The organism is Arenicella xantha (assembly GCF_003315245.1).
Lineage (GTDB): Bacteria > Pseudomonadota > Gammaproteobacteria > Arenicellales > Arenicellaceae > Arenicella > Arenicella xantha.
In genome coordinates this window covers 532,096-554,630 of record NZ_QNRT01000002.1, presented here as the reverse complement: position 1 = coordinate 554,630, position 22,535 = coordinate 532,096, and the positions used below count along the sequence as shown (strand labels likewise).

16 protein-coding genes are annotated in these 22,535 nt (G+C 47.2%); 10 read left to right on the top strand and 6 right to left on the bottom strand.

Annotated features, from left to right (window positions below; all coding sequences use genetic code 11):
• Nucleotides 1–214: 214 nt before the first annotated feature.
• Nucleotides 215–1,228 carry an SGNH/GDSL hydrolase family protein gene (locus DFR28_RS08260; protein ID WP_113953859.1) on the bottom strand — a complete coding sequence of 338 codons (1,014 nt, stop codon included), beginning with the start codon at nt 1,226–1,228 and terminating at the stop codon, nt 215–217.
• 247 nt (nt 1,229–1,475) lie between these two features.
• Entirely contained in the window at nt 1,476–3,446 is a 1,971-nt protein-coding gene (locus DFR28_RS08255; RefSeq protein ID WP_113953858.1) for an ankyrin repeat domain-containing protein, read from the bottom strand.
• A 677-nt stretch (nt 3,447–4,123) separates the two neighbouring features.
• Between DFR28_RS08255 and DFR28_RS08250 the strand changes: the two genes are divergently transcribed.
• Nucleotides 4,124–5,632 carry a choice-of-anchor Q domain-containing protein gene (locus DFR28_RS08250; protein ID WP_113953857.1) on the top strand — a complete coding sequence of 503 codons (1,509 nt, stop codon included), beginning with the start codon at nt 4,124–4,126 and terminating at the stop codon, nt 5,630–5,632.
• Nucleotides 5,633–5,871: 239 nt separating this feature from the next.
• Here the strand turns inward: DFR28_RS08250 and DFR28_RS08245 are convergent, their stop codons facing one another.
• The gene (locus DFR28_RS08245; protein WP_170132026.1) at nt 5,872–6,393 is read right to left on the bottom strand and encodes a histidine phosphatase family protein; all 522 of its coding nucleotides are present in this window, start codon (nt 6,391–6,393) and stop codon (nt 5,872–5,874) included.
• A gap of 486 nt (nt 6,394–6,879) precedes the next feature.
• On the opposite strand from DFR28_RS08245, the gene DFR28_RS08240 reads away from it, so the two are divergent.
• Complete coding sequence (locus DFR28_RS08240) at nt 6,880–8,859, top strand: hypothetical protein (RefSeq protein ID WP_113953855.1); 1,980 nt, start codon at nt 6,880–6,882, stop codon at nt 8,857–8,859.
• Nucleotides 8,860–8,870: 11 nt separating this feature from the next.
• Nucleotides 8,871–9,425, top strand: a complete 555-nt coding sequence (locus tag DFR28_RS08235) for a hypothetical protein (protein WP_113953854.1) — start codon at nt 8,871–8,873, stop codon at nt 9,423–9,425.
• 407 nt (nt 9,426–9,832) lie between these two features.
• On the opposite strand, the gene DFR28_RS08230 is transcribed toward DFR28_RS08235, so the two are convergent.
• Nucleotides 9,833–10,279 (bottom strand): hypothetical protein, encoded by a 447-nt coding sequence (locus DFR28_RS08230; protein ID WP_113953853.1) that lies wholly within the window; start codon nt 10,277–10,279, stop codon nt 9,833–9,835.
• 316 nt (nt 10,280–10,595) lie between these two features.
• Between DFR28_RS08230 and DFR28_RS08225 the strand changes: the two genes are divergently transcribed.
• From DFR28_RS08225 to DFR28_RS08200, 6 genes are all read left to right on the top strand, one after another.
• On the top strand, nt 10,596–12,815 hold the full coding sequence (locus DFR28_RS08225) for a M20/M25/M40 family metallo-hydrolase (RefSeq protein WP_113953852.1): 2,220 nt from the start codon (nt 10,596–10,598) through the stop codon (nt 12,813–12,815).
• Between the two features lie 152 nt (nt 12,816–12,967).
• Nucleotides 12,968–13,987 (top strand): winged helix-turn-helix domain-containing protein, encoded by a 1,020-nt coding sequence (locus DFR28_RS08220; protein ID WP_170132025.1) that lies wholly within the window; start codon nt 12,968–12,970, stop codon nt 13,985–13,987.
• 102 nt (nt 13,988–14,089) lie between these two features.
• The gene (locus DFR28_RS08215) at nt 14,090–14,830 is read left to right on the top strand and encodes a DsbC family protein (protein ID WP_147250961.1); all 741 of its coding nucleotides are present in this window, start codon (nt 14,090–14,092) and stop codon (nt 14,828–14,830) included.
• Nucleotides 14,831–14,865: 35 nt separating this feature from the next.
• Nucleotides 14,866–15,474, top strand: a complete 609-nt coding sequence (locus tag DFR28_RS08210) for a thiol:disulfide interchange protein DsbA/DsbL (protein ID WP_170132024.1) — start codon at nt 14,866–14,868, stop codon at nt 15,472–15,474.
• A gap of 184 nt (nt 15,475–15,658) precedes the next feature.
• On the top strand, nt 15,659–16,042 hold the full coding sequence (locus DFR28_RS08205) for a hypothetical protein (protein ID WP_113953848.1): 384 nt from the start codon (nt 15,659–15,661) through the stop codon (nt 16,040–16,042).
• A gap of 317 nt (nt 16,043–16,359) precedes the next feature.
• A complete protein-coding gene (locus DFR28_RS08200) occupies nt 16,360–18,090 on the top strand; it encodes a hypothetical protein (RefSeq protein ID WP_113953847.1) in 1,731 nt (576 codons plus the stop codon).
• 82 nt (nt 18,091–18,172) lie between these two features.
• On the opposite strand, the gene DFR28_RS08195 is transcribed toward DFR28_RS08200, so the two are convergent.
• Nucleotides 18,173–20,044 (bottom strand): gamma-glutamyltransferase family protein, encoded by a 1,872-nt coding sequence (locus DFR28_RS08195; protein ID WP_113953846.1) that lies wholly within the window; start codon nt 20,042–20,044, stop codon nt 18,173–18,175.
• A 396-nt stretch (nt 20,045–20,440) separates the two neighbouring features.
• On the opposite strand from DFR28_RS08195, the gene DFR28_RS08190 reads away from it, so the two are divergent.
• Nucleotides 20,441–20,626, top strand: coding sequence for a hypothetical protein (locus tag DFR28_RS08190; protein ID WP_147250960.1), 186 nt, complete (start codon nt 20,441–20,443; stop codon nt 20,624–20,626).
• A gap of 273 nt (nt 20,627–20,899) precedes the next feature.
• Here DFR28_RS08190 and DFR28_RS08180 read toward each other — a convergent pair whose 3' ends face one another.
• Entirely contained in the window at nt 20,900–22,522 is a 1,623-nt protein-coding gene (locus DFR28_RS08180; RefSeq protein WP_147250959.1) for a winged helix-turn-helix domain-containing tetratricopeptide repeat protein, read from the bottom strand.
• Nucleotides 22,523–22,535: the final 13 nt, after the last annotated feature.

The window sequence follows — 22,535 nt, the reverse complement described above, 5'->3', positions numbered from 1 at the left end:
TTGATGCAGCTAATGAGTGCTTTGGATGTATTAATTGTAAAATAATTTTCCGATTCTTATTACCAAGCAGTATAGCTAGGAATAATCGCCATCAAACTCGTGTGTTAGTTATAACGGAGGGTTTGATTCGGTGGTCATATTTGGCTTTAGATGGGTGCAGCTTCTGCATCAATGTGAAGCTAAACCCATCTTTATCTTGATGAGCCAGCTCATTTCAATCGCAAGCTAACAGCAATTCACTGGCGCCTTTCGCGTATAAGGCGGTTTGTTTTGTACCCGGGTGGCCGTCAGCAGGATTTGCCCAAGCATCTCTAGGTCTAATGCTTGATTCAAACAACGCATCGAGTTTTGGCATCATGTTGAGATAATTCAAACCATGATTAGCGAGCGTCGTTTCGATCTGGTCAAAAATCGCAATTTCATCGGCAGAATTGCTGGTAGGTGTCAGAAGCAAGCAGGTTGGGTGTTTGGCTGATTCGACGGTTTTTACTAATGCGTTTTCCCAAGCAGTATAAACGTCTGATTCGTAAAGGCGCTTTCGCCAATTATAGTAGCCCCATGAAATAATCGGAGGCCGATCCATGCTACCTTGGCTAGATTTGCTGCTTTCGGCAAACCCTCCAAGCACCGAGTTAATATAGTCGTCGAATGTTAGTGAGTCTAAGTACTGGCGTTGGCCATTATGGTTAATCAGTTTAACGGAGTGCCGCTGATACAACTCTGGTGAAAAGTTCAGAGTATCTAACTTTCCGAGCGGGTGGGGGTCGTTAGCTACGATACCAATGATTAAATAGTCAAATTCAAGCTCGCGCAAATGAGTTTGGTATAGATTTAGATATTGATAGCTAGACCAACCCGGTTTGCCAAAGGGGAATACGGTGCAGGGAGTCAGTTTTTGTAGTTGACTTGGCCACGACTGTTGTACGGAAAGACCACTACCCCAAACAAAGCTGTCACCTAATACTACGACCCGACATCCATCAGTTTGTTTTAGTGTCTCGATTAGATTGTTGGTCGCGAAGGTTGTTCGAAAGCCAAATAGATCGACATACCCATCTTTATCGACCTCTTGATATTGCTCATACAGATACGCCGGAATATAAGATGGTTGTGGGTTATTGAGTTGATCTAACCACGCCGTATAACGCAATAAGCTCTCAATGAGCACACATGTCGCTAGTATTGAGGCAAACAAAATGAAAAAGTATGTCGCAATGGTTTTAAGCATATCTAGACGAATTACCAGTTAGTTTTGGGAGTCGCAATGCTGCCGATTAAAAGGTGTTTGCGGCACTATGTGCTGTTTCAATCGATCAAGTTATGGAGAGGTAGCTTGCGGCTATAAGTACCTTTGTATCCATTTGGTACGATATGCAAAAGTAAACTGCGGTTTGCAGTTCACTTTCGCAATTTAGCAGACGAGAGACTCAACTAGGAGGATGCTGATAAACTTCTTGCTTAGTTACTCGCACAAATCAACAACACAGTTGCGCTTGCGTCTTTTCGAAAATGGCGAGCACTTTCTTTGGATCGTGGAAGAATAGTTTTTCACTTGGCGCTAACTTGTCCTCAACTAATTCGGCTGCCACGCTGGCCTTGGAGATGGAACCAAATAGAGCCGACAATAAGCCCTTTGGTTTTTCGGTATCAGTTTCTTCAGCGCTACTTTCTGCAACGCCCTCAACAAATATTTCGTCGACGACTACTTCACCGTCGGGCTTAGTGAAATTAAATCGTCCGTGCTTTTTACCTTGCTTATAGTGTGCTTCGATCATGGGCTCTCCATCTTCCTGAAAGATAAATTGCGTACCATGGCGTCTACCCTCTAAATAGCTGAGGTGTTTGATCAATAAGCCAGATGGGTGAAATAGTTTGACCTCGTCATGCCATTTCCCTTGTTGTAAGGATGCTTCCAGCATTGGCTGACCATCTTCGTACCAAGCGTTGTAAGCGCCATGTGCTAAGCCCTCCACGTAGGTGAGTTCTACAAATGGCGCGCCGTTCTTAGTAAAGAACTTTTGTTGACCGTGCAGTTTGCCTTGTTTAAATGAGAGTGCATAACCGAGCCCAGTGTCGGATGAATAAGACACGGTACCCTCTAAGTCAGCAGTGAGTTCGACTGGGACTTGTCGGCCACTCGCAGTTAGCTGGGCGCGGAACCATTCGAGAGCCGGTAGATTATCTTCTCTTGCAAGCATGTATGGTGTTTTGCCGACGTTGTTGCGGACGCCAATTGTGCTCGCATCAGCACTTAACAATTTTACGACCGATAGGTTGTCTTTGCCTGCCCGCCAACAAACAGAGCCATCGCCTGATGGCCATGTTTGCCCACTGCAATAATGCAGCGCTGTGTTGCCAGCCGCATCCGGAGTAGAAGTGTCTGCGCCTTTATCAATAAGTAGCTCGAGTAGTGAAAAATCATCGGCATAGGCAGCTGCTATTAATGGAGTCGCTCGCTTACTTAATTCCCCATGCCATGCATATATCTTTTTCTTACTAGCGGCATTCACATCGGCATTTAGCTCGTCGATCAGGTGGCGCACGAATGGCAGTTTGGCTGGGTTGTCATGATCAGCGGTGCAGGCGGTGATCAATGTCGTCTTGCCGTGCTTGGAAAAATCAACGTCATGCTCGAGCAAAAATTCTAATGCATTGAGATTTAAGTATTCAGCCGCCATATCAAACAAACTAGCGCTGCCCTTTGGTGCTAACTTGGCACCATGCTCAATTAGTGTCTTTGCTAGCTCGAGATAGGTTCCCCGCAAGGCAATGTATAACGCTGTTTCACTTTCATCATTCACCTTGTTGAGATCGATTTTGACGTCTAATAACACCTGCACCAAATTGCTGATCTCTGAATCCAGGGTTTGTTCTTGGGAGGTGTCGTCTTGGTCATACTCGCAGTACTTTTCAAGCAACACCATCAATAGAGAGTTACCGCTGTAATCGACTGGGCCAGCGACACCATGAGTGGTGACGTGTGATCGGATGTCTTGCTCGTTAAGTTCATCTTGCTCGAGCTTTTCTAATAAGTCGTAAACAGCATCGCTAGGTTCGTCGTCTTCCTCTTCATCTTGATAGTCTTCTTCATCATCACACTGGGTGTAGCACTCGCCGTCCGTAAAAATCGTGATCTCACGCTCCCCATCATGCTCCATTATGATCTCGCTGCCTTCCTTCACATATGGCGCGAGGATTGGCCAAATCAAACTTGAATTATCGCCCTTGCCACCAACAAACTGAATCTTATTGACACCGGTCTTAGTCAGTTCACACTCAAAACCTAGTTTATCTAGCGCCTCGGGCAGACTGTGACAGAGCTCGATGTTGATATCGCGCATAAAGCTCATGTCCAAGACTTGTCTCTTTAAAGTCTTGAGGGCTTTATCAACTTGCTTCGCATCAATGGCGACGGTCGAGCTGATACATTCAGAGTGGACTCCCATTTACGTTCTCCTAATCCTTTTTTAATCAAAATTTTATGTGCCGGGAGCGCAAGGCTATCCCGATTAATTGTGTGCGTCAATTGTCTAACTGGTCTGCGGGAAAATGTGCTCGTCACGGCTTGAACAGATGAGGATAGGTCTGGGCAACCATAACGACCGGCAGCCTAGTCGCCGGTTTTACGAAAACCAACGTTTGGATTGATGTGAGAAGTTGACGGTTAAGTGCGGCGGAGAAACCGCACTCATCAATATTGACTAGTCAACGTTGGTGCTTGCGCATCTGGTTTCCGAGGCGAGCGGGTACTTGCTTGGCTAAAACTGGCCATTTGGCCCGTAACGACCATTAATCCGCGTGTGCTAGCGTGTATTTATACCGCTACGAGGCTGTAGTTAATTGCCGGTAGAGACGTTTATTCGAAAGGGGTGGGGCTATCTAAGTGAAGCAAAAAATGCTGCAAACGAAGGAGGCAGCAAAGTCCATCAATAGTGGCTTTCATTCAATCCACCTGAATACCCTATCGGAAGGCCGGTGGTAGCCATTTTTAATATCGTGGAGCGCGTTGTGCATTTTGCTCACCGCCATTCCATACGGATGCCCAAGTGTCGTGGGGAACCAAGCCTTTGTATGCGCTAAGTTCTGCACATTTTCGTGAATATCAACCTTTAAGGAAACCAATATGAAAAATAAAATAATACTGAGTCTAGGGCTGTTGCTGGCGGCAAATTATAGTCAGCAGAGTGAGGCCGCCACGTTGCAAGTGTGCACTAGTGGATGCCAATACCAAACAATAGCCGGTGCGGTTTTTGCCGCCAGCGCTGGAGATCAAATATACGTACGAAACGGCACCTATCTTGAACACGACATAGTCATCGATAAGCGACTAACAATTGTTGGGGAGAGTCAGCAAAACACCATTGTTGATGCAACCGAGGATGGACGACATTTTAATATACTTGAATCCGCTGACAGCGTTGGTTTACAAGACTTGACGCTAACCAATGGTAACTCCCTCGTTGCGCCACTTTGTGGTTCGTCCGCATATCGCGAAGGTGGTTCGCTTTGTGCTCTGGCGGTTCATCTCAAGATTTGGCAAGTATCCTTCGTGCGAAATACCGCAGGGCGCTACGGTGGTGCAATCTATTTAGCGGGGCGTGACAATAGCTCGCTTAGTGCATACAGCAACTTGTTGATTGGTAAGAGTGAATTTAGCCAGAATAAAGTATTGTCTAGCTTGCCAATCAACAACGATGGCGGCGGTGGAGCGATAGCTTGTGGTTATTGCGATGGCATAGAGATATTTCGAAATACCTTTGACCAAAATAAAGCGCAGCCGGTTGGGTCGGGTACGTCTTGGAGCGGCGGGGCTATATTCGCGTGGCAAACCAATAATATCAGCGCGAATCAAAATACCTATACGGGAAATTCGGCGGTTGGAGAGGGCGGCGCTATAGCTCTTTCGACGTTTGGCTCGCCCTCGCTGCATGCCAAGCTAACTAATGAAACTTTTTTCAAGAATAACGCCGAGCTTGCCGGTGGTGCGTTATACGATATTGGTACAAATATCTTAGATATTCGACGCTCGACATTTTATGGAAACAGCGCGACTGAAGGAGGTGCTCTTAGTGTTGAGTCACTGTCTGTGGATAACTCAACCTTTAGCCAAAATTCGGCATTACAACAAGGCTCAGCTATCGAGTTTCGGTCGGCCTACGACCTTGCCGGTATTGCCAACAGCACATTCTTTGCGAACCACAGCAAAGACCGAGCTAACGGCTCGGTTCTAAGCTTTCATACTTTGTTAAATACCGGTGATAAAGTGATATCAAATTCCATTTTTTCTAAAAACACCGGAGTGGAGTGTGACTTTAATGGCGCGAATGGCTTCATTGTTGGAGAGCATAACCTGACTGATACATTGTCCTGCGACCCGAATAATGGAGCCAACTCTGGGCCATACGGGTTTGCGTTGCCGTTTAGCCTTGGCAGCGTGTCAGGTTTAGATTCAAATTTAAGCAATAATGGAGGATTTACCCAGACGCACGCGATTTCTTCGGCAAGTAATGCCGTAGACTCAGGCGCTAACAACTGTGTCAGCGCGATCAGCGGTTCACCATTGAGCCGTGATCAACGAGGGTATGTGCGAGTGCTTAATCGCTGCGATATTGGTGCTTACGAGGTTCAATAAACGCACTGATTGTTTTAACAGCGAACAGCGAACAGCTATTGCTGTTCGCTGACTCTTTACTGAGTGCGATGCGTTAGTAACAAAAAATTGATGCTGTCACAGCTGTTTGTCGCGCTGGCGGAGGTTGGTGTGAGCTAACAGGAAACTGGAATCGGAGATACGGTTGTTGCATGCTGCGTTTGGCCTAGCATCGTTAGGGTCAAACGACAGTTGTCGAGTTTGGCCGAGAGGAGCCATTTCTATGGTGAGACCTTGCCGTATGTGGAGTGTGTGGCGGTCGCCAGCCCGTTGTTATTGATTAAAACAATGACCAAATTATCGTAATCACTTTCATCCATAGGGTGGGTTAAGCCTTCGGGTATTTGTGCACCAAGTGCCAAAATAATGTCGCCTACCGTATTACTATGCCCAACTACTGCCACGTGCTCACCAGCGTGCTTGCTGATTATCGCTGTGGCAACTTCCTCGGGCGTGCTGTAGCTCGTGACAGTAAGACCGTTAGCGATAGCAAGCGGCATAGCGGTTTGCTTAGTACGATTGGTGCTGGTCGAATACACCGCTGAAATTGGTGTGTTTGTATACTTATCTCGTAACGCGAGTGCTCTTGCGTTGCCTTGATTCGTTAATGAGGGGTCCTTGCTTCCATCGGCTATTTTTTCGGCGTGGCGTACGATGGTAATTGTTGTGTAAGGATCATTGGCACAACCAGCGGTAAATGCCAGCGTCAGCAATAGGGCGCAATATATTGTTTTGTGATACATGACGATCTGCCTCATTCTCATTTTGCGACCCCACCTGAAAGATCCGTATGTATGTCTATTGCGGCTTACTATTGAATGTCCGTGAACAAGTGTTGTTTCGTATACGCTTTATGTTGTGTTTATCTTAGCAAAAAAACGCGTTTCGAATTTAGCTAAGATTTTAAGGCGCGCATTGAACCTCCGTTGGGCAACGGTGCGGATTAACTAGCTTGACTACATCGCGAGTTGGGCTAGAAGTACCGTCGCTGTGAATGCTCAAAATATTTAAGGTCACACTTTACGCACTCTTTAGCATTAGCTCAACATGTGCAAAGTGCGTGGTCGCTTGGGTGATTAAATGATGCTGTTCATTACAATGATGTTAATTGACATCGTTCTTGTTATCTGATTTTTTTGCCGATCGTAGGCATAATTTGTTGCGTGAAATGACTCTATCGAATAGCCTATTCGCGATTCAAATTCGAATAACCTCAGGCCTCACAAATAATGAACTACTCGTCTACCTATAAAAATGGGTCAACAAAACGTGTTGGGCTGCTTATAAGCCTGCTGCTAGCAACGACATTGAGCTTTAGCACCTCAGCTTTTGGCCAGCAAGATACACGTGCTCTGACTGCCGTAATTAGCCTTTTGTTATTTGACGGCCCTACTGCCCCTAATTTACAAAGCTTCCCCGAACCCATTTTTTATACAACTGATGGACCGATAACCCTATCGGTTGGTAATACTGGTGGACCTGATATAACTGATTGCTCAGTATCACCGGCGCTACCGCAGGGTTTGAGTATTCAAATATCTGCGGATGCAAAGACCTGCGAAATTGTCGGAACACCGGGAACAACGCATCCTGAAACCGAATTCACTATCACCGCAACCAATGCCGTTGGTAGCGATCTGACGACCGTCTCATTAATCATTTTTAACGGTCCGGCTATTCTACATGGCTTCATCACGTATGACCGTATAGCCGCGATATCTACGCCGTCAACCGCTCTTGATTACGCCAACATCACACAGCAGCCTGTGCGCGGCGCGACCATTGAACTGTTAGATAGTGCTAACACTGTATTGCAAACTAAAGAAACTCTGGCAAACGGCGAGTACCTCTTTGACATTCCGCAAAATCAACCAGTTAGGTTACGTGTTCGAGCAGAACTACTAAAAACCTCCGGCGCCCAATACGATGTCAAAGTGGTTGATAACACGAGTGCCGATGCGCTTTACACTTTAGCCGAAACGTCGCCAAGTCTAATTAGTGCAACCGGGACTAGAAACCTTAATGCCAACGCTGGCTGGGGACAAAGCTCATACACGGGTGTTCGTGCGGCCGCACCGTTCGCGATCTTGGATTCCATTTATGAAGCAATAAGCGACATCGTGAACGTCGATCCGAGCGTAGTGTTTCCACCTTTGGTAGTTAACTGGAGTGTGAACAACGCCCCCACTTCGCCACAGAATTTAGCTGCTGGTGCGATTGGCACTTCGTTCTATGGTGACGGTAAACTCTATATCTTAGGTAAAGAAAACAGTGACACCGATGAGTTTGATGACCACATCATTTTGCACGAGTGGGGACACTATTTCGAAGACAAGCTGTCACGTTCAGATAGCCCCGGCGGTGATCATGGCGATGCTGATCGTGTTGATATGCGCGTTGCATTTGGCGAAGGCTTTGGCAATGCGCTATCAGGCATCATCACCGACGATCCGATCTACGTAGACACATCTGGCAGCGAGCAAGCCAGCGGATTCATTATTGATGTTGAACAGAATAGCTGGACTAATCCCGGCTGGTACAGTGAAGGCAGCGTTCAATCGATTCTCTACGATCTGTATGACAGCGCTGACGATGGCCCTGACACCGTGTCACTGGGTCTCGCACCAATCTACAACGTGTTGGTTAACGAGCAAAAGAATAGTCCAGTCTACACCAGCATCTTCTCCTTCATTAGTGCGTTGAAAGCCAACAACGCTGCTCAAGCTGCGGGTATCAGTGCAATAGTTGATGGCCAGTCTATTGTTGGGTCTACGATTGATGCAACCGGCTCTACCGAAACCAACAATGCCGATGTGGCGAATAACGTGCTACCGGTGTATACCTCGATTACTGTCGGCGGCAGCGCCGTCAATGTGTGTACTATTACGCAATTCAATAGTGGCAGCGACGGTAACAAGCTTTCCAACTATCGCTTCTTGACATTTAATGTGCCATTCGACGGCAACTACACTGTGGAGGCAAGTAAAACGCCTTCCACCAACCAAGGAATGGACACAGACCCAGAGTTGGATATCGTGCACAACGGCGTATCAAAATTTAAAGGTAATTCGACCGACGTGGATTTTGAACAAGCAACTGGTGCGCTAACGAGTGGTGACCATGTTATGTCGATCAATGACTACAACATCGAGAACGGCGCGAGCGGTGTTGCCTGTTTCGACATCTCAATTTTTTCCTCACCTAACTGAACGAGAGCATCATGCAAAAATCAATTTTTATTCCAATTGCTGCTATTACAGTCATGTTCAGCACACTGATTAGTGTGAGTAACACGGCATCCGCGAATGATATGTCGGCGCAACTTGCTGACACGAAACCGTTAGTGACACACACGATCAATCCGCAACACGGCAAACCGGGTGCGTCGGTTGCGTTAACCTACCAAGTTCCTGAGACCATCAGCGCGGGCGAAACAATCAACGTCAACTTGGCATTTTCGGCGCAAAAGACTCAGGGCCAATTGCAGGTCAAGCTAAATGCGGACGAAGGTATGGTGCTGTTAAATTCGCAGAGCTTCAGCCTAAACTTGCCGACGACTCCAAGCAGTAATGTCGACGTTGTGCTAGGCACTCCAACTAATGGCTTGTACTACTTGAATGTGTCGGTGCGAGAGTTCGATATTCACGGTAAGGGATTGATGGGTCGCAGCTTCTCGGTACCAATCCAAGTTGGCATGCCAAAACCGCAGGTAGAGCACAAGAACGCACCGAAAGATAAAGAGAATATTATTGAAATGCCCGCCGAACGGTTCTAGAAAATTTTTAATTAAAGCGCACAAGGCGATCTTTTTTAATTAACAATGCGGGGCAACGGTATAGAACACCGTTGCCTTGGTGCATTGCTCCGAACGAAGGCGATGGGGTATGGCTATGACGACGCTCACTAAATCAGTGCCGCGACTTGGATTAGCATGTTCTTGGATTAGCATGTTCTTGGATTAGCATAGTCGCCTAAGCTGAGTGAATCTTGTTTGCCGTAGACCGCCAAGTGATTCGGTGAGCAAGGCAGTAAGTAAGCAAGCCTCAACGACAATCATTCAAAGTCGAGTAGCTTGCTGATCAAGCAATTTGTGTAATGTTGGGAGCCACTAAGCCTCAGGCTAGGGCTAATATTGCCGTCGCGCTCGTGTTACCACTGTGGGCTGGATGGCGTAATACAAAGCTACAGTCGGCGCAATGTCTTTGTTCCCACGACACCAGTGTCATAGCTTACGGTGTTGCGGTCAATAACCGTATAGTTTTGACTGATTGAGCCCTCTACGGAAATTACTTTGCCATTAACTGAGTAAGCCGTTACCGGCAACGTTTGCGACACTCCTTCAACTCCCTGAGTCGTTGCTGTGAAGACATATACTTGCGCCGGAATTACTGTTCCATACGCCGAATACTCTTCACTTTGCCAGCGACCGAGCATAAAACGACTGTCGATTTTTAGTGCCGACGAATCGTTGGAAGACACGTTGCTTGCAGTTGCTTGCTTGGAGCTAAAGTGAGCGCGTCCACCATTGTCTGTGTGCGTTTGGATTTCGCCCGCTAACGTGCTTTGGGACAATAATAATACTAATAAACCTAGCCAGCTTTGCATAATGTTCTCGTTGTTTTGCGACATTCTCGTGTCTTTTATCCAGCGAATGATAACCAAACATTTGATTCTAGATCAAGGAAAGTCTCGCAAGATAAATTGAAGCGACTGAAACCAAGGTAGCGATAAACGTCACAGTCGCTTAGCCACTAGCAACGGTAACTCTTCTCGCGTGGTTCAGCTAATGAACTTGTCTAGTTCACAGTCTGCGTGGTTGTAGATGCGTGGTGTATTTTTCGCAGCTTCACGATATGCGTAGAAGTGTGATAGTTTGAAGCTATTGTTAACTGGAGATTAGTTGGCGTGTTAGTTAAACGTCAGTCGATTGGTGAAGGAAGAGTGTATGCATAAGAATGTGGTCTTTCGCTTAGTCGTTATGACGGCTGTGTTGTTCTTGGTGTTTACCCTGCGATTGTATACGGTTAGTCCACCGTCGGTTGATCCGGAGCATGCGTTTAACTCAGACCAAGCTTTCTCACGGTTGGTTCGTTTGCTTGATGATGAAGCGCCACATCCTGTCGACTCGGTCTCGAATGATGCGGTACGTGAGCGTCTATTGACTGAGATTCGGGCTTTGGGTTTTAGCCCGATCGTACGTGATGATTTCCACTGCAGTGAAGGCCGACAAGCGATGCGATGCGCGCAAGTGCAAAATATACTGTTTTGGGTCGGTGAAGCTGGGCCAAACGCGGTGATGATTGCGTCGCATTATGATTCGGTGCCGGCAGGGCCGGGCGCTGGGGATGATGGCGCTGGTGTGGCCGCTAGCCTAGAAATTGCTTCCTTGTTGAAAGGTCGAGCGTTAGCGCGGCCAGTGTTGGTGCTGATCACCGATGGTGAAGAAATTGGTTTGGTGGGCGCGGCTTCGTTCGTTGCAAAAGACCCCGTGGCTAAACTGGTCAGTGCCGTAGTTAGTATGGAAGCGCGTGGAGTGAGTGGCCCAGTTGCGATGTTTCAAACAAGCACACCAAATGGTCGTGATATCGCTGCGATGCAGTCTGATATTAAGACGGCGTCGACCAATTCGCTGGCGGCGGATGTGTATCAACGAATGCCGAATGGCACCGACGTTACGCAGTTCTTAAAACTCGGTATAGATGCCAATAATTTTGCGATCGGCGGTTCGCCAGAGTTTTATCACACGCCACGAGACAATTTGGCGATGCTCGATCAACGCTCGTTTTTTCATATGGGCGTCAGTGCTTTGAATACCGTCGAAGCACTGTTGGCGCAATCAGGTGATGAACCCGAGCAACAGTGGATTTATGCTGACGTCTTGGGTTTATCGATCATTTCGCTACCACAAGTAGTCGGCATGCCACTGATTATCTTCGGCGGACTAATGGCGTTAGCCGTGTTCGTGGTTAAAGGTGCGGGCTCGCCGGTGCGTGCGTTGGCCTTTCCGTTTTTAGCTATTTTACTTGGCGTTAGCTTTGCGGTTGCGGCCTCGTTTAGTGTCGATGCAATGCGGCCGGAATCACATTATGCAGCGGCGCATCCATGGGCGCTGCGAGCGACACAACACGCGGCGGCTTTGTTGGGGGCGCTGTTAGCGTTTATGCTGATAGGTCGCTCGATTGCTGTTTGGCGATTGCTGGCGTCTTCGTGGTTTTGTCTAGCACTGCTCGGTGGTGTATTGAGTTTCTTCTTCCCTGGCGCGGCAATTCTGTTTGTACCCGCGTTGCTGACAATGACGGTCGCTGCGCTGTTGGTGCTGATAAATAAACAAAGGTTGGCTAGCATTCTGTCGGTGTTGGCGGCGCTGCTATTCTCGCTGCTGGTGGTGCCGACCTCGGCGTTGGCAGAAATGATGCTGTTTCCAGAATACGCTGCACCGTTTACGGTGTTCTTAGTATTCTGCTTTTTGCTATTTGTTCCACATGTGTTACCAGCTGATGGCTATCAAGAGAAGCGTGCATGGGGCGTGTCAGCGGCCGGCGGTAGTATCGTACTATTATTGGTTACTGTAGCCACTTTAGTTCCCGCTTATAGTCCAGATGCACCACGTGGTTTGTCGATTATTCAGGCTGCTGAAAATGGATCCGACGACGCCAAGTTCGTAGCGTTCACTGACGATCTGTTGCCAGCGGCAATGCTCGCGGTTACGCCATTTGAGCGTGGCTCTGTTGCTGGCTTTGATGATGAGGCTTATGTAGCTCCGGCACCAAGTTTTGCTACAGAGGGCGTTGAAGTCCGGATTGAAAGTGATGAAATCGTGGCTGATGAACGTTTGCTGGTTCTCAAAGTTACTGCGCCCGACAGCGACATTATTACGGGGCGTGTCAAACCCAAAGCGGTGATCGTTAACTCAATGACGCTCAATGGAATTGCCAGTGCTGATGCTGGCACCAGTCGCTTCTCCTGCCATGGCCGGCAATGTCGGTCATTCACACTCAGTTTATCAGTGAGTCGACATGAGACCGATGTAAGCCTACAGGTGAATGGCTTTCGTTATGGCTTAGGGAATGAGGGACAACGGCTCTTGCAGGCACGCCCTGATTCTGTGCTACCGAGAAGTTGGGGGGATCTACGTGTGGTCTCTAACACTGTTGAGTTGCGGTAATTAATGTGTGTATTAATTTAGCGTGTCTTTGCTAATGGCAGGGCGTAGGGCGCGGTAAGCCTTGGCTGCTAACTACCGCTGCAAAGGAAATGATCTATGTGAGATATGCTAAGCTTATTAACTCTGATAGAAGCTTCCAAGTGGTGTCTCAAATGACCGTATATAAATTTGATGAGTTTAGGTTTGACTCAATGAATTACCAACTCACGCATCGAGGCAAGCAAGTGGCGTTGCGGCCGAAGGCGCAGAAGCTATTGAATTTACTTATTCAAAATCGCGAGCGAGTAATTGCCAAGTCAGAGATTATGGCGAGTGTTTGGGACTCGAACTATGCGCGTGATCATCTCTTGTTTCAGCTAATCAGTGAGTTACGCAAACCGCCACTAAGAGCAGATTTCCTGCGAACCCAGCCCAATGAAGGATACCAATGGACGGTGCCGACTAAGGTGGTGCGACGCCCAATTCGCATGCCGCTGAAGTTCGTTGCAAGCATGGCTTCGGCTGCGCTCTGTTTGATGGCGTGGTTCACAATGACTGCCACCATTTCGACAACAATGAACGGGGGCGATATAACGACCGCTAAGTCCGATCGACTGCCGGCGCATAGCGCTTTTTCTAAGGGCGTGGTGGCATTGGAACGCGAAGACAATGAGCTGGCTGCTGAATGGTTTGAATTTGCATTGACTGAGAATCCGGAGTCAGTGGAGTCGTCCTTGTTCTTGGCCGAGACCCTGCTCAAACAAGATAAAACAGCGGAGTCTTCAGCACAGTTGCAGGCGCTATTAGAAAAACCCACGCTTGACGCATACAACAAAATGACCGCTACGGATTTGCTCAGCCGTGTGCGTCAGCGTGAGGGCCGGTTGCATGACGCTCTGCGTTATGCGCGAGAGTCAGGGCAAGCAAACGTGATCGCGCAATGTTCGGTCGACGTGGTCGAGCGACGAATTGAAATGCTAGAGGGAGAGTTAGGCTTGCCGGTAGCATCCTCAGGTGAGCAGCAAGGCGCTGATGGTTCTGGTTCTGAATCCAACGGTACCAGACCTGAAAACTATGAAACACAATGCGGACAATTAAACACTGACACTAAGAAAACCTCTTACTGCGAGCCTGAAGATACCGACAGTTATTATGCGAGCACTACCGAAAGTCGGGTGATAGGTGTGTCTTAAGTTTCTGATAAATATGGATATTTAGATACTTATAGATTTTTATACTTTATTTATAGCGTTCGATTAACCCACACTGCGGCCTCAACATGAGGTAATTAACCAGTGAAAAACATCATATTAACTCTTTATGTCGCCATGGTCTGTGGGGCGATCAGCGAAGTGCGAGCTGAAGGTTTGGAAGAACGTTTGCAAGCGGTGTTTGGCGATCAATCGATTCAAGTCAGTGACCACGATGCACAACTTAAATCGGTGGTAGTCGGTACCTCTAACTTCTATACAACTCATGACGGACGGTATGTGTTTGCTGGGCCAGTAATTGATACCCAACGTCAGGTTGATCTAGTTGCCGAGAAAGAAGCCCTGGCGCGCAAAACGTTGCTGAGTGAGCAGCCAGAGTCCTTATTCATTCGTTACCCAAGTAGCAATGGCCAAAAACATCAGATCACGGTGTTCACCGACATCGACTGCCCCTATTGCCGCAAGCTACATAATTATATGGACGATATGAATCAACGTGGCATTACCGTGAACTACGTGATGCTTCCAAGGGCCGGAGTTGACTCCGCATCCTATACCAAGACACTCAATGCTCTATGTTCTGATACGCCTGCGGCGGCGATTACCGATGCAATGCAAGGACAGATACCCGCGCCTCAGAATTGCGAAGCTACGCAGCTGAATCAGCAAATGTCATTAGCACGAGCGCTGAGCATTACATCGACGCCGACCGTCGTGTTACCGAATGGCGAGCTTAAACCTGGTTTTATGACACCGGATCGTCTTATGAGCCTGATCGAACTCGCAAATCGACGACTAAATGATTTAGACGGAGCGCCGCTATGATCAGCTGTTTTTATATTAGCAATCGTGTTTTTACGATGAGAGCCATACTTATAGCTTTAGCGTTATGCCTGTCACTGTTTGTCGTTCAATCGGCTCAGGCACAAAGCTTTGTAGAAGGCACTCATTATTCTGTTGTTGAGCACTCTACACTTTCAGAATCACCAGAGGTGGTCGAGTTTTTCTCGTTCAGCTGCCCCGGTTGCTACGCCATGGAACCATTAGTAGAGTCAATGCAAGCCGCAATGCCAGAGATCAATTTGCGTCGTGTGCACATGCCTTATGGCGGTAGAAAAGCCAAACAGTCTCAGAAAGTATTTGTATTGATGACCTTGCTCCATGCCGAACAATATAAAAATGCGATTTTTGAGCGAATTCACCTGCAGCAAGACTTATTCGATAGTGATGAGGAGATCATCGGCTATTTTGTCGATATTGGCTATGAGCGCCTAAAAGTTGAACAGTTATTTAGATCTTTCTCAGCGGATACTAAACTGCGTCAGATGAATAAGGAGGGGATTAACCGCAAGGTTCAAAGCGTGCCGAGCTTCGTTGTTAATGGTCGCTACCAAGTCATCCTTGCCGCGGTATCGTCAGCTGATGACTTTACTCGGTTGATCGACTATTTAAATAGTTTGCCTGAGTAAGTTGGATTCAACCTTAAGCTGTTCTTCTGTGTGAGTTTTTAGCCCAAAGTATCTCATGTGCTCAGCAACATGCTAGCAAACCTGTCTTGAACTGATCTAGCGCTGTATCTCTGGACAATACGAGAGACGCAGGAAGCGAACTTTTTAAAGGTCGTCTTCAATCCAGCTCACTACGCGTATAAGAATGACTAGTTCGACTCAGTATTTTGATCAATTGATTCTACCAGGCAATGTTTCGCTTACGGATTACTTGGTCTGTTTCGAACGTTTTCTGACTGACTACAGTACCCATCTGGGAGAGGGCTATGAGCGAAATGTTGGAGAGTGTTATTTACCGAAGTGGGTGAAGGAATTCTCGCGTGAGGAGTTGAACGAGTTACTTGAAGATACGCACGGGTTCAAGATTCCGGTGTCGCTGTGCGAGCTGTATAGAGAGCACGGCACCGTAGTTATTGGTCATAAGCAATGGTACTTTTGGCATGCCGAATTCAATGTGTTCGAGCCCAGACGGGTAATTGAAAAGTATCAAGTAAGTAGTTTAGCGACTCAGAAGTATTTTTGGAAATAGCACATCCCTGAGAACGAGTACCACTATATTACTCAAAATCATGATCAATACACTGCATCAATACGCTAACTGGCGAATCAGCGTGGGGTTTTAGACTGCTGACTCGTAGTAATAAACAGCAGAGATACTGCGTTAACTCATTGGTCACGTTTGTTTTATTCTTGTTTTTTTTGAATGATCGTCGTGCACATAGTTTCTTATGGCAACGTTCAAAAAATAGAGCGAAATTATCATAGGATAATTTCATTATTGTCCAACAAGGTTAGACTCTTCGGTCTTTGTGCATACGCGTGAGAATACGTTTTTAGGGAGAGTCTATGAAAGGTCTAGCATTAATATTGGTATCGGTGTTGTGTTGCTCTTACGGTGCGCTGGCGCGATCAGCACCGTCGGTATGGGAAACCACCGTAGACTCGGCTACGGATGCCGGTGGTTGCAGTTTGTCTGAAGCAATGCAATCGATGAATGTAGAAAGTAGTGTCGGTGGTTGCGTGTTGGCAACTAGTAGTGCCACTCAACCTTTTTCAAATTTGATATTGGTGCCGAGCTCAATTGAAACACACGTCACTCAGGCGCATGATGCGCGGAATGCATTTATAGAATATACCAATGTGGATCCACTCACGATTCGTGGCGTGGGTGGCAAGGCTTTGATTACGCGAGCTAATTCTGCCAGTCAACCATTCAGGTTTATTAGTGTGCTGCAAGCCTCTCTCACTTTAGAGAATTTGATTTTCTCTAAAGGAAACCACTCGCTTCCAGGTATGACTACTACACCGCGCGGAGGGGCGGTCAGTGTGATTGGTGGCAGTTTGACTATCCGTAATTCTGACTTTCTACAGAATGCAGCGACAAGTGTGGACTCTAATAGCGGGGCAGTAGGTGGGGCAATCTTTTTCAACGGTGTGGATGGCGCAGATGTCACCATTGAAAACACGAGATTTATTAGTAACGGAGCTCGTGTAAACAGCAGTGATAATAGCGCATCTCGATTACTGTCTGGAGGCGCGATTACAATCAGCAACTTGTTTGGCAATGTAACAATTATCGATAGCGTGTTTCAAGCCAACGTCGCTGAGACTGATTCAAGTCTAAATAGGGGGTGCTCCGGCGGCGCCATTAATATCGCTAGTGGAAAAACTGGCGTTGTCACGTCTGATCTTAGACCGAGAGTTGTTATTATGCGATCGGCTTTCGCAAACAATACTTGTTACAAAGAAGGATCAATCAGCACGTCGACCGGTGGAGCCCTTCGAATCAGCCGCAATTTAAATGTGTCGATCCTCGACTCAACCCTTTCCGGTAATAGAGCCAAATCGGGGAGTGCTATATCGGGTGCGCTTGGGCAAGTTGACCTTTTGATAACGAATTCTACTATTGCGAATAACTTGGGTGATTTCGCCGCGGTCAATGTCGCCTTTACCCATGCGGCAAATGAATTGAATAGCAAATTTTTTATCACGAATTCCATTATAGCCGGCAACCTTGGTGCAGATGCATCTCTGTCGTCGGGCAAGAATATTTTTTTGATCTATGACAATAAAACTAACTTTATCCCTAGCCATTCGGTGTTTGGCTCATCGGAAGCATTTACTTTTTCGTCCCATCAAGCAACTTACAAAGCTGCGCCTGACTCGCCACCTATTGCTTATAATTTTTCGCAGAACGATAATCTAATTCTCACTGTGGATGGTGATCGACCAACGGCGCTAAATGGAATTATTAAGCCGCTCCAGCAGAGCGGAACAAGTCGTGCGCATCACGCATTGGCCAGTGGGAGCCCAGCGATTGACGCTGCCGTTGCTTTTATAGATACCTTTACAATCTCGTCGCCAAGTGGGCCACAAACAGTTTACATACAAGGCTGTCGTGGTACAGAGACGGTAATCCAATCGGCAGCGCTGCCACCACCGCCGTTTAGAGACGACCAATTACGTTCTTCGCGTTTTGATGGCAGGGCATGCGATATCGGCGCGGTAGAGTACCGCGATGAGCTTTGTTTTCCGATACTCCCGAGTAACGGCAAAGGCGCTCTGGTTTGTTTGTAATGTTAGGTGTGGCTTCGGTGTACGCAGAAACCAGTAATTAACATGCAGAGTTGTGCGCTTATGCCGCTAAGTAGGAATTGTTCTAATGACCGATCGCGGTGGTGCCTTCTCTCGGGTCGGCACCGGCAAACAAGCGGTTATTTTTTAGCACAATAGCGCCTACGGCGCTAAAATGATTGTGCAGCTTTTCAAAACGCTTGGTGGTATAGCCACGTTTATTCAAGCTTACCGAGATCGACTGATACAAGTCATCCTCTAGATCCAAGGTGGCCGGTGAATAGCTGTGCGGTGAAAAAGAGTCTGGTAAGTTCCTCGAGCGAAAACGGGGCTGGTCTACTGCTGTTTGAATGTCCATATCAAACACCAAGTGATTTAGAAGAACTTGAATTAACGCCTGGGTTTGCATATCAGCCCCAGGGGTTCCTAAACTCATATAAAGCGATTGATCAGACTTGTTAAAAACCATCAGTGCATGAGGAGTTACCCGTGGGCGTTTGCCTGGCTCTAATGATGATGGATGAGTGTCATCTAGCCTGAATTGCGTCATCCGAATACCCAGCGTCATACCAGTGTCTGGCACCATCGGAGAGTGTGGGAAGTCGCTTGGTGTCATCGATACCGCGTTGCCATCTTTGTCTACAATACTAAGGTAGCTGGTGTCTCTACCAATCGTTTTGTTATACAGCGATGCCACGTGCGCATTCAAATTAACTTGCTCACCATTTGCTTGCATCTCAAGCGGCGCACCGGCATTGGGGATGGCGTTAAAGGCCTTCTTGTTCATTAAACCACGGCGTAAAGCCGCATATTCTTTGCTCAATAACTGCTCAATCGGCACGTCATTAAACTCAGGGTCGCCAATAAAGGTTTCTCGGTCAGCCATTACTAATTCAATTGCTTGGGCAACCGTATGAACGTACTGCTCTGAGTTATGGCCCATGGATTTTAAGTCGATACCATCTAGTATCTGTAGCACCATTGGCACAACAATACCTTGGGTCCATGTGCCGTTGGTTTGAATCTCGAAATCCTGAAAATCGCCGGACAATGGTTTTTCCCAATGGCCAGAATAGTTTGCCAAATCATCAGCGCTAATCAAGCCTGACTTTTCCTTATGCAATTTAACAATCTTCTCAGCTAACGGGCCGTTATAGAAATAATCTCGCATTGCTTGTAAACCGGCATTGCGATCTCCGCCATTTAGGAGCGCTTTCGTTTCTGCTTGAGCTAACTGGCTTAACGTCTTGGCTAAATCGGGCCGCGTAAACCTTTGTTTATGACGCAAAGGGCGCCACCACCGGTTATCGAGGTACACCTTCGCGTTATAAGGTAATAAATAATTATAAGCAAATCGCTCAAACACATTGAGGTCGAGGTTACGCAACATGATTTTATGTACGGGAAAACCATCCGTAGCAATCTGTATCGCAGGTGCGCTGACTTCTTTAAAAGATCGAGTGCCATACTGGCTGAGTAAGCGGGCAATCACATCTGGCGATGCAGGGATCAACTGCGAGTAGATGTCCATTTTGGGTACAACTTTAAACCCTCGGGCATTGAAAGCGTCAATCGTAGCGGCGGCTGGTGCTGTGCCTACACCGACATAGGAACGCGATTCATTATTTTTAGCGTCATAAATTAGTAATGGCGCAATGCTCGGAAAGCTGGCCGCTTCACCAAAGGTAACGTTCAATACTAATAGAGCCGCCACCGCTGCATCAAACGCGTTGCCACCATTGTCTAATATGTCGGCCGCGGCCTGAGCTGCCCATGGCGTGCCGGCGACAACCATATAGTCTTGGGCTTGCACATGTTCGCGTTTTTGCTGCCACGGGTCTTGCCATTCAACCAGCTCTGGTTGATCGAGCACACTCGCTAACCAGATTGAGACAATCAGTACTAATGCGCAAATACCTAAAAATTTTCCGACTATCATCAACCGCTTAATTGTCATTCAAAGCCTCCACTACAACATCGTTAAAAATAATTGCAAAACGCGCGAGCAGATCGCCTTTAAGGCCTAGTCGGTTCGATCGAAAAGTACACCTCAATGACTTAGCGCTCGCCAGGTATTTATGCTGGACCGATATGTTCACTAGACTTATAAATGCTAGATCACGATTTTCCAGTTGTTCCTCGAGTCTAGACTCTAAACTAGGTTACGGTCTACTAGCATGATTTTTCGTCATAGGAAGTTGGGCTGCCTAAAAAGGAAGGCAGAAGAATTCTATGCGCGCTTTGTAAAAGGTCGGTGAACAGTGTTCCCAATTTTGTTTAGGGCACTAGCTTTTTCACCGCAGAGCACACGGTGATAGTCAGGTCTAAAGACGTTAGCCTAGAGGCGATATTGATGCAGGTTCAATATCTTCAACAGTTTAAGGGAAGTCATTGGCAACTGCTGAATTTAGTCAATCTTGAATCGGGGCCTTTTGCCGAACCCTTAAGACAGATCGAAAAGGTTACAGCCGAGCGGGAATCGTTGCGAGCAATGCTCAAAAATCAGATCGTGGGTATGAACTATGCTGGCTACTGGTGAATCGCTTCACCGTCGACCAGGTATCAGGTCAGCTTGATGAGTTGGTCTTTCGGTGTGATGCAAAATTCTACCGAATGGAATTTATCATGGATCAAGACTGTGAGTTGACTGAGTCGTGGGGGCAGCGATTAGTTCAGCTCAACGGAGCTGCGGGCACTAAAATGCGGTTAATTGAAGGCTAACGATGCTACTAGCAAGTGATAATGGTTAGTTATATGGCAATTTGCGTGATCGGCCCTCGGTTCCGGCTGATGTGAACGCTTACTTGTCTATTTAATTCTGACTAACTGTCTGAGTTCTTGGTAAACCTGAAGCAATCATTGCCTCAATGAAATCAGATCTAGACGATTCATCACTAGCTGGAAAGCAACGTTGGTAGGCCGAAACAGAAAAGTCTGGTTGGCATTGTAGGGCCTTGTCGGCCATGGCTTTTGCTGATTGAATATCTTGGGATAAGTAGAGGCAGGCGGCAGCCACCGCATAGGTCATAAAGTAGGCATTTGGGGCCGCGACTGCGTTTACGGCCGAGTCGGCGGCTTGTTGATAATGTTGCAGATTTGCCAAAGCCACTGCGCGCATCGAGTCTTGGGCAAATTGTAAGGGGTCGCATGGGCTCAAGCGTTCACCTTGCGCGATGTGGGTTAAAGCCTCAGTATTTTTATCATGGTGCGCACATACTGCCGCGATAGCCACGTAGGCGTGCGCGTAGCTGGGGCTTAGGGACACGACGTTGCGGTAAACCTGAAGAGATTGTTGATGCTCTCCAGCAAGGAATAATACCTTGCCCCAAGACCAATGCGCTAATGCATCTCGGTCTCCGTGTTCGATAGCTCTTTTGGCATAATCGCTGGCCTGAGACATGTCTTCAGTGGTATTGCCGTCTACGTTGATGAAAACTTTATTGGTGTGAATAATTGAAAGTCCTGCGTAGGCTCTGCAAAGACGTGGGTCAAGTTTGATCGCGTATTGAAAGTGAGCTTGAGCAATGGCAATGTCTTTTGGTGTTGGTTTATCTATATGCCAAAGCCCTCTGTGATACGCCTCCCATGCGTTTAAATCTTCAGTTGGTAACAGGAAAGCTCGTTCGATTTCACAGGTCTCGACCGCGCGATCAATCGCGCTGGCGATGGCCAGTATAATTTCCAATTGCAGCATTAAAAGACCATCAGCGCTGCAATCAAATTGTTCTGACCAAATCTCACAATCTTGAGTCGCATCGGTGATTGACAGTGTAATGCGAAACTGTGAACCGGTATGCAAAACGTGTCCGTACACTAAATACCGCACACCAAGAATCCGACCAATATCTTCGGGCCGCATTAGGTTGGGGTTTAGCCGGGCTGCGGACGCTCTAGCGATGGTAAATATATGTGACTGTCGAGAGAGTTGTGCGTTGATATCGATACAAAGCCCGCGTGCGAACAAGGTGCTGAATTGGTCTGCCGCCACACAATCAAAATCGAGTACGGCGATGGATGGTTTGTTGGGTAGTGCCGGTTCTTTATGTGTAGAGTTCGTTTGATCGGAACGTGGAAGCTTCACGTTTTGAGAGCTGTTTTGCGCGTAATTAGCAAATTGTGGTGTATCGATGATGCTGAAATCGGCAATAAAACGGTACCCAGACCCTGACACAGTCTTGATGTATTTCTGACACTTTCCACTATCACCTAAGGCTTTTCGGGTATTGCTTATTGCTGCATTCAGCGCAGAGTTTGATACCACAGCTGGATACCATACTGCCGCCACTAGCTCTTCATACAACAATACCCTGTTTGGGTTCTGAAACATGAACGTCAGTAATTTAATATGCAGCGGTTCGGTTCGTTGTGGGCGGCCAAAACGCGTTAGCTCCATCGCGTTAGTGCAAAGTTCGTAACCATCGAGTTGGTATTTCAAAACTATTTATCTA

Bases quoted from the DNA above. Each gene is read 5' to 3' on its own strand.
- DFR28_RS08200 (WP_113953847.1), top strand. From the start codon at position 16,360: ATGAAAGGTCTAGCATTAATATTGGTATCGGTGTTGTGTTGCTCTTAC.
- DFR28_RS08195 (WP_113953846.1), bottom strand. From the start codon at position 20,044: ATGACAATTAAGCGGTTGATGATAGTCGGAAAATTTTTAGGTATTTGC.
- DFR28_RS08260 (WP_113953859.1), bottom strand. From the start codon at position 1,228: ATGCTTAAAACCATTGCGACATACTTTTTCATTTTGTTTGCCTCAATA.
- DFR28_RS08225 (WP_113953852.1), top strand. From the start codon at position 10,596: ATGCATAAGAATGTGGTCTTTCGCTTAGTCGTTATGACGGCTGTGTTG.
- DFR28_RS08240 (WP_113953855.1), top strand. From the start codon at position 6,880: ATGAACTACTCGTCTACCTATAAAAATGGGTCAACAAAACGTGTTGGG.
- DFR28_RS08210 (WP_170132024.1), top strand. From the start codon at position 14,866: ATGAGAGCCATACTTATAGCTTTAGCGTTATGCCTGTCACTGTTTGTC.
- DFR28_RS08230 (WP_113953853.1), bottom strand. From the start codon at position 10,279: ATGTCGCAAAACAACGAGAACATTATGCAAAGCTGGCTAGGTTTATTA.
- DFR28_RS08255 (WP_113953858.1), bottom strand. From the start codon at position 3,446: ATGGGAGTCCACTCTGAATGTATCAGCTCGACCGTCGCCATTGATGCG.
- DFR28_RS08245 (WP_170132026.1), bottom strand. From the start codon at position 6,393: ATGTATCACAAAACAATATATTGCGCCCTATTGCTGACGCTGGCATTT.
- DFR28_RS08235 (WP_113953854.1), top strand. From the start codon at position 8,871: ATGCAAAAATCAATTTTTATTCCAATTGCTGCTATTACAGTCATGTTC.
- DFR28_RS08220 (WP_170132025.1), top strand. From the start codon at position 12,968: ATGACCGTATATAAATTTGATGAGTTTAGGTTTGACTCAATGAATTAC.
- DFR28_RS08205 (WP_113953848.1), top strand. From the start codon at position 15,659: ATGACTAGTTCGACTCAGTATTTTGATCAATTGATTCTACCAGGCAAT.
- DFR28_RS08190 (WP_147250960.1), top strand. From the start codon at position 20,441: ATGCAGGTTCAATATCTTCAACAGTTTAAGGGAAGTCATTGGCAACTG.
- DFR28_RS08250 (WP_113953857.1), top strand. From the start codon at position 4,124: ATGAAAAATAAAATAATACTGAGTCTAGGGCTGTTGCTGGCGGCAAAT.